This window comes from Pseudomonas sp. C1C7 (assembly GCF_013359595.1).
GTDB lineage: Bacteria > Pseudomonadota > Gammaproteobacteria > Pseudomonadales > Pseudomonadaceae > Aquipseudomonas.
In genome coordinates this window covers 58,505-65,632 of sequence record NZ_JABFMP010000015.1, presented here as the reverse complement: position 1 = coordinate 65,632, position 7,128 = coordinate 58,505, and the positions used below count along the sequence as shown (strand labels likewise).

Sequence of the window (7,128 nt, the reverse complement as noted above, 5' to 3'; positions counted from 1 at the left end):
CGGCTGGCCTGACGCCTTCGCGGGCAAGCCTCGCTCCTACAAGGTCATGCGGCGGTCACAACATCTGTAAACACCACCATCCACTGTGGGAGTGGGCTTGCTCGCGAAGAGGCCGGCACATTCAACCTCAATGCCGGCTGGCCTGACGCCTTCGCGGGCAAGCCTCGCTCCTACAGAGGTGATGGGGTGGGCAGGTGCAATCAGGACTTGCGCGACAGCGCTCTTTGCACCGCGTTGCTGTCCAGCACAGGGCTTGGCGCTTCGGCCGGGGCTTGTTGTACCGCAGCTGAAACCTGCACCTCGACCGGCAATTCAAACTGCAACGAAATCGACTGAACCTGGGTATCGGACAACTCAATCCCCGAAGCCTGAAGCATGCTTTCAAACGGATTGGCCTGCGCTTGCACGCGGCTGGCTTTCTGGGTGCCCAGCTTTTCGAGAAAGGCATTCAAGTCGCTGAACAACAACCTCTTACGCTTCGAGGTCTGGTAGCACTGATAGAAGATGAAGACGACAAACGCGATGAAACCCAATCCAGGGGAAGCAATGCCCACACCGATCAACAGCGCAAAGGCAATCCACAACGAACTCCACTTGAAGTCCACCAGCCCCAGTTCCATGTTCAACGCCGCAGCGTCACGCACCAGCCAGCGCTTGGCCGCCGAGTGGTTCTGCAGCAAGACGGGAACCGGCGCTTTGCCGTCCTTGCGCTGAGCACTGACCAACGAAACCTGATGCCCCTCGCGCAACGGCACATCCACCCCGCGCAGTTTCACATCGTGCTCGATCCCGTCCGCCGTCCGAATCCAGAACTCATGGTTGATGATCGACTCCGAGCTGACCCTGACCGGCCGCGCATCGCCGTCGGCGCTCCTGCCCCCGCCCGTCGTGGTGATCCGCGTTTCGCTCATCTTTTCGCTGCCCACCACCTCACCACTCAACACAGTGAACGCGACCTTCATGCCGCCATGGGTGAATTCGTACATTTCGATTCCTTGAGAGGGCCGCCGGCTGGCGCTTTGGAGGGAAAAATCCGTTAGTCACGGATGCTACTAAGGTGCCATCACCCTGTCCACAAACCCCAATTGCCCCCTTCCGTACGTCCGAAGCGATACAAAAACATATACGACACGATATTTTCTGTTTGATATTAATTTCTGTATCGCTTATAAAGTTCTCCATGCCCTCGAAATGCCCCTGAACAAAAAAGAGGCCGGAGACCGAAATGTACGCACAGCTTGTAGAAACCGGAGTCAAGCGCATCAAGGAACTGTCGGAGATGTCCGAACAGGAACGCGCCTTCCAGGAAAAAATCGATTCAGAAATCAAGATCGAAGCCAAGAACTGGATGCCAGATGCCTACCGTCAGACCCTGATTCGGCAGATTTCCCAGCACGCTCACTCCGAGATCGTCGGCATGCTGCCCGAAGGTAACTGGGTAACCCGCGCGCCGACCCTCAAGCGCAAGCTGCAACTGATGGCCAAGATCCAGGACGAAGCCGGTCACGGCCTGTACCTGTACAGCGCCATGGAAACCCTGGGCGCCGATCGCGATACAGAAATCGACAAATTGCACACCGGCAAAGCCAAGTATTCGAGCATCTTCAACTACCCGACGCTGAACTGGGCCGACATGGGCGCGGTGGGCTGGCTGGTGGATGGGGCGGCGATCGTCAACCAGGTGGTGCTGCAGCGCACCTCCTACGGTCCGTACTCGCGGGCGATGATCCGTATCTGCAAGGAAGAGAGCTTCCACCAGCGCCAGGGCTACGAAATCCTCCTGACGATGATGCGTCACGGTACCCAGGCGCAGAAGGACATGGTCCAGGACGCGATCAACCGTCTGTGGTGGCCGTCGCTGATGATGTTCGGCCCGAGCGACGAACACTCGCCGAACAGCGCGCAATCCATGGCCTGGAAGATCAAGCGCCAGAGCAACGACGAACTGCGCCAGCGCTTCATCGACCAGACCATCCCGCAGCTGGAACTGCTGGGCTGCACCTGCCCTGACCCGGACCTGAAGTGGAACGCCGAGCGCGGCCACTACGACTTCGGCGAAATCCAGTGGGACGAATTCTACGAAGTGCTCAAGGGCAACGGCCCGTGCAACACCGAACGCGTCGCCACCCGCCGCAAGGCGATTGAAGACGGTGCCTGGGTACGCGAAGCCGCTGTCGCCCACGCCCGCAAAAAACAAAACAAGAACGCCGCCTGATCCGGCCAACAAAACCGTGTAGGAGCTGCCGAAGGCTGCGATCTGTTGATCTTGCTTTTACAAAGTCAAAAGATCGCAGCCTCGTTGCACTCGACAGCTCCTACAGAGCAACCGATGTGGAGTGAATGTCATGTCCGAGTGGACCCTCTTCGAAGTCTTTGTGCGCAGCAAGCACGGCCTCAACCACAAGCACGTGGGCAGCGTGCATGCCGCCGACACCACCATGGCCATCGAAAACGCGCGCGAGCTCTACACCCGTCGCAGCGAAGGCGTGAGCCTGTGGGTCGTGCCGTCGGCGCTGATCACCGCGTCCTCGCCGGATGAAAAAGACCCGCTGTTCGACCCGTCGGACGACAAGGTCTACCGCCACGCCAGCTTCTACGAGCTGCCGGCCGAAGTCGGGCACATGTGAGGTCGACCATGAATAACAAGACCGATCTGATCGAATACCTGCTGTGCCTGGGCGACAGCGCCCTGATCCAGGGCCAGCGCCTGTGCCAGTGGTGCGGCAAGGCCCCGGCCCTGGAAGAAGAACTGGCGCTGATGAACGTCGGCCTCGACCTCGTCGGCCAGGCCCGCAACTGGCTCGATTACGCCGCCGAACTGCTGGACGATGGTCGCGACGCCGATCACCTGGCGTTCCGCCGCGACGAGCGCGCCTATCGCAACCTGCTGCTGGTGGAACAACCCAACGGCGACTACGCGGTGACCATCCTCAAGCAGTTCCTCTACGACGCCTGGCACCTGCAAGTGCTCACCGGCCTGACCCAGTCGAGCGATGAGCGCATCGCCGGGATCGCCGCCAAGGCCGTGAAGGAAGTCACCTATCACCTGCGCCGCTCCAGCGAATGGGTCGAGCGCCTGGGCGACGGCACCGAAGAAAGCCACAAGCGCATGCTCGCGGCCATCCCGCAAGTCTGGCGTTTCACCGTGGAACTGCTCGCCGCCGATGACAGCGAACAGCGCCTGTGCGCCGCCGGCATCACTCCGGATATCGCCACTGTCGGTGCTGCATGGCAGGCCAAGGTCGAAGCGATTTTCGCCAGCGCCACCCTGCCCGTTCCGGCGGCGGCGAGCTACTTCTACCTGAACGCACGCAAGGGCCTGCACACCGAACACCTGGGCATCCTGCTGGCCGAAATGCAGTTCCTGCCACGAGCGTACCCCGATGCAACCTGGTGATCTGATCGCCAGCGACCTCGGCGCCCGGCCGGTCCAACCGACCGACCTGGCGGCCGCCTGGGCGATCCTGTGCGAAGTCATGGACCCGGAAGTGCCGGTGGTCAGCGTCGTCGACCTTGGGATCGTCCGCGATCTGGACTGGCAGGCCGGTCACTTGCACGTGGTGGTCACGCCGACCTACTCGGGCTGCCCGGCCACCGAAGTGATCGAGGGCGATATCCGCCAGGCGCTGGAACAGGCCGGTTTCCAGGCACCCAACCTGGAGCGCCGCCTGACGCCGGCCTGGACCACCGACTGGATCAGCGACAGCGGCCGTGAGCGCCTGCGCGCCTACGGCATCGCGCCGCCGCAAGGCAGCACCAGCAAACGCAGCCTGCTCGGTGAGAGCCCGGTGGTGGTCTGCCCGCAATGCGGCAGCGCCCACACCGAGGTGCTCAGCGAGTTCGGTTCCACCGCGTGCAAGGCGCTGTATCGCTGCGTCGATTGCCGGGAACCGTTCGACTATTTCAAGTGCATCTGAGCGGCGATCGGCCGTCCCAGCTGGAGAACAAGAATGAGTAAATTTCACAGCCTGACCATCAAGGACGTGCGCACCGAGACCCGTGACGCGGTGTCCATCGCCTTCGACATCCCGCAGGAACTGCAGGACAGCTTCCACTTCACCCAGGGCCAGCACCTGGTGATGCGCACCCAGATGGACGGCGAAGAAGTGCGTCGTTCGTACTCGATCTGCACCGGCGTCAACGACGGTGAACTGCGTATCGCCGTGAAACGCGTGGCCGGCGGGCGTTTCTCCGCCTTCGCCAACGAACAACTGAAAGCCGGGCACACCCTGGAAGTGATGCCGCCTGCCGGGCATTTCAGCGTCGAACTGGACCCGGCTCGCCACGGCAACTACCTGGCCGTCGCGGCCGGCAGCGGCATCACGCCGATCCTGTCGATCATCAAGACCACCCTGGAAACCGAGCCCCACAGCCGCGTCACCCTGCTGTACGGCAACCGCTCCAGCTCCGGCGCCCTGTTTCGCGAACAGCTGGAAGACCTGAAAAACCGCTACCTGCAACGCCTGAACCTGATCTTCGTGTTCAGCCGCGAGCAGCAGGACGTGGACCTGTACAACGGCCGGATCAACGCCGAGAAATGCGAGCAGCTGTTCACTCGCTGGCTCGACGTGAAAGCCCTCGATGCCGCGTTCATCTGCGGTCCGCAGGAAATGACCGAGACCGTGCGTGACAGCCTCAAGGCCAAGGGCATGGCGCCCGAGCGCATTCATTTCGAGCTGTTCGCCGTCGCCGGTAGCCAGCAGAAACGCGAAGCCCGCGAGGCCGCCCGCCAGCTGGATTCGGCGGTCAGCCAGATCACCGTGATCAGCGACGGCCGCGCCCTGGCCTTCGACCTGCCGCGCAACAGCCAGAGCATCCTCGACGCCGGCAACGCCCAGGGCGCCGAACTGCCCTACTCGTGCAAGGCCGGGGTGTGCTCGACCTGCAAGTGCAAGGTCATCGAAGGCGAAGTGGAAATGGACAGCAACCACGCCCTGGAAGACTACGAAGTCGCCGCCGGCTACGTCCTGTCGTGCCAGGCCTTCCCGATCAGCGACAAAGTGGTGCTGGATTTCGATCAGCTCTAAGAAACAGGCATCACCCGAAAGCCTGTGGGAGCGGCGGTGCGACGATTCGACTTGCTCGCTCCCACATCGGTCCGGTGCATAACCACAAAGATTGTTCCCACCAAAACAAAAACAAGAGAACACCTCCATGACCCCACAAGACATAGAACTCATCCACCAGCACCCCGACTTCATCCAGCTGGTGCGCCGCAAGCAGAAGCTCTACTGGTCGCTGTCGCTGATCATGCTGGTGATCTATTTCGGTTTTGTCCTGTTGGTGGCGTTCGCACCAAACACCCTCGGCCAGTCCCTGAGCGGTGGCGTGACCACCGTGGGCATGCTGGTGGGTGTGGTGATGGTGGTGCTGGCTTTTGCACTGACCGGTTTCTATGTCTATCGCGCCAACAACGTGATCGACCCGCTGAACGACAAACTCAAGCAGGAGTGCGCCCGATGAGCCGCCTTCTTGCACTGTTTCTGCTGCCGCTGGCCGTGGTCACCGACCTTGCGGTTGCCGCCGAGGGCGCCGCGCGCCCGCTGAACTGGAACGCCATCGGCATGTTCCTGGTGTTCGTCCTGTTCACCCTGGGCGTGACCCGCTGGGCCGCCATGCGCACCCGTTCAGCCAGCGACTTCTATACCGCCGGCGGCGGCATGACCGGCTTCCAGAACGGCCTGGCGATTGCCGGCGACATGATCTCCGCGGCCTCGTTCCTCGGCATTTCCGCGATGATGTTCCTCAACGGCTACGACGGCCTGCTCTACGCCCTGGGCGTACTGGCCGGCTGGCCGATCATCCTGTTCCTGATCGCCGAGCGCCTGCGCAACCTGGGCAAATACACCTTCGCCGACGTGGTGTCCTATCGCCTGGAACAGACGCCGGTGCGCCTGACCTCGGCCTTCGGCACCCTGACCGTGGCGCTGATGTACCTGGTGGCGCAGATGGTCGGCGCCGGCAAGCTGATCGAATTGCTGTTCGGCATCGATTACCTCTACGCGGTGATGCTGGTCGGCGTATTGATGGTGTTCTACGTGACTTTCGGCGGCATGCTCGCCACCACCTGGGTACAGATCATCAAGGCGGTGATGCTGCTGTTCGGCACCAGCTTCATGGCGTTCATGGTGCTCAAGCATTTCGGTTTCAGCACCGAAGCGATGTTCGCCGGCGCTACCGCCGTGCACGCCAAGGGCACGGCGATCATGGCGCCGGGCGGCCTGCTGTCCAATCCGATCGACGCGATTTCCCTCGGTCTGGGCATGATGTTCGGCACCGCCGGCCTGCCGCACATCCTGATGCGCTTCTTCACCGTCAGCGACGCCAAGGAAGCGCGTAAAAGCGTGTTCTACGCCACCGGTTTCATCGGCTACTTCTACCTGCTGCTGATCGTCGTCGGCTTCGGCGCCATCGTCATGGTCGGCACCGAGCCTGCGTACCGCGACGCCAGCGGCGCGATCATCGGCGGCGGCAACATGGTCGCCGTGCACCTGGCCCAGGCGGTGGGCGGCAACCTGTTCCTCGGCTTCATTTCGGCGGTGGCCTTCGCCACCATCCTGGCGGTGGTCGCAGGCCTTGCGCTGTCCGGCGCCTCGGCGGTGTCCCACGACCTGTATGCCTGCGTGATCCGCAAGGGCCAGGCCAGCGAGCAACAGGAAATGCGCATGTCGCGCATCGCCACCCTGTGCATCGGCGTGCTGGCGATCATCCTCGGCCTGCTGTTCGAATCGCAGAACATCGCGTTCCTGTCCGGCCTGGTGCTGGCCATCGCCGCCTCGGTGAATTTCCCGGTGCTGTTCCTCTCGATGTACTGGAAAGGCCTGACCACCCGCGGCGCGGTGCTGGGCAGCGTCACCGGCCTGGTCTCGGCGATCGTGCTGCTGGTGCTGAGCCCGGCGGTGTGGGTCAACGTCATGCACCACGACAACGCGCTGTTCCCCTATTCCAACCCGGCGCTGTTTTCCATGAGCCTGGCGTTCTTCAGCGCCTGGCTGTTCTCGGTCACCGACCGTTCGCCACGGGCCGCCCTCGAGCGCGGTCGTTACCTGGCGCAGTTCATCCGTTCCATGACCGGCATCGGCGCCTCGGGCGCCAGCCAGCACTAACCCACTATTTTGCTAACCCGGA

General features: G+C 62.3%; 8 protein-coding genes. 7 read left to right on the top strand and 1 reads right to left on the bottom strand.

Annotation, left to right across the window (positions count from 1 at the left end):
• Positions 1-200: 200 nt before the first annotated feature.
• On the bottom strand, positions 201-986 hold the full coding sequence (locus tag HNO86_RS14615; RefSeq protein ID WP_175377651.1) for a hypothetical protein: 786 nt from the start codon (positions 984-986) through the stop codon (positions 201-203).
• A gap of 239 nt (positions 987-1,225) precedes the next feature.
• Here HNO86_RS14615 and paaA point away from each other — a divergent pair, with 239 nt between their 5' ends.
• From paaA to HNO86_RS14580, 7 genes are all read left to right on the top strand, one after another.
• The gene (paaA, locus tag HNO86_RS14610) at positions 1,226-2,215 is read left to right on the top strand and encodes a 1,2-phenylacetyl-CoA epoxidase subunit PaaA (protein ID WP_175377650.1); all 990 of its coding nucleotides are present in this window, start codon (positions 1,226-1,228) and stop codon (positions 2,213-2,215) included.
• A 130-nt stretch (positions 2,216-2,345) separates the two neighbouring features.
• Entirely contained in the window at positions 2,346-2,627 is a 282-nt protein-coding gene (gene paaB / locus HNO86_RS14605) for a 1,2-phenylacetyl-CoA epoxidase subunit PaaB (protein WP_007943393.1), read from the top strand.
• Positions 2,628-2,635: 8 nt separating this feature from the next.
• Positions 2,636-3,397, top strand: coding sequence for a 1,2-phenylacetyl-CoA epoxidase subunit PaaC (gene paaC, locus HNO86_RS14600; RefSeq protein WP_175377649.1), 762 nt, complete (start codon positions 2,636-2,638; stop codon positions 3,395-3,397).
• Complete coding sequence (gene paaD, locus HNO86_RS14595) at positions 3,384-3,917, top strand: 1,2-phenylacetyl-CoA epoxidase subunit PaaD (RefSeq protein WP_175377648.1); 534 nt, start codon at positions 3,384-3,386, stop codon at positions 3,915-3,917. Before paaC ends, paaD begins: the two co-directional genes overlap by 14 nt.
• A gap of 33 nt (positions 3,918-3,950) precedes the next feature.
• Entirely contained in the window at positions 3,951-5,027 is a 1,077-nt protein-coding gene (gene paaE, locus HNO86_RS14590; protein ID WP_175377647.1) for a 1,2-phenylacetyl-CoA epoxidase subunit PaaE, read from the top strand.
• A 127-nt stretch (positions 5,028-5,154) separates the two neighbouring features.
• On the top strand, positions 5,155-5,463 hold the full coding sequence (locus HNO86_RS14585) for a DUF485 domain-containing protein (RefSeq protein WP_175377646.1): 309 nt from the start codon (positions 5,155-5,157) through the stop codon (positions 5,461-5,463).
• Positions 5,460-7,106, top strand: a complete 1,647-nt coding sequence (locus HNO86_RS14580) for a cation acetate symporter (RefSeq protein ID WP_175377645.1) — start codon at positions 5,460-5,462, stop codon at positions 7,104-7,106. Before HNO86_RS14585 ends, HNO86_RS14580 begins: the two co-directional genes overlap by 4 nt.
• Positions 7,107-7,128 lie beyond the last annotated feature (22 nt).

Coding starts and splice junctions, on each gene's coding strand:
- HNO86_RS14615 (WP_175377651.1), bottom strand. CDS start 986: ATGTACGAATTCACCCATGGCGGCATGAAGGTCGCGTTCACTGTGTTG.
- paaA (WP_175377650.1), top strand. CDS start 1,226: ATGTACGCACAGCTTGTAGAAACCGGAGTCAAGCGCATCAAGGAACTG.
- paaB (WP_007943393.1), top strand. CDS start 2,346: ATGTCCGAGTGGACCCTCTTCGAAGTCTTTGTGCGCAGCAAGCACGGC.
- paaC (WP_175377649.1), top strand. CDS start 2,636: ATGAATAACAAGACCGATCTGATCGAATACCTGCTGTGCCTGGGCGAC.
- paaD (WP_175377648.1), top strand. CDS start 3,384: ATGCAACCTGGTGATCTGATCGCCAGCGACCTCGGCGCCCGGCCGGTC.
- paaE (WP_175377647.1), top strand. CDS start 3,951: ATGAGTAAATTTCACAGCCTGACCATCAAGGACGTGCGCACCGAGACC.
- HNO86_RS14585 (WP_175377646.1), top strand. CDS start 5,155: ATGACCCCACAAGACATAGAACTCATCCACCAGCACCCCGACTTCATC.
- HNO86_RS14580 (WP_175377645.1), top strand. CDS start 5,460: ATGAGCCGCCTTCTTGCACTGTTTCTGCTGCCGCTGGCCGTGGTCACC.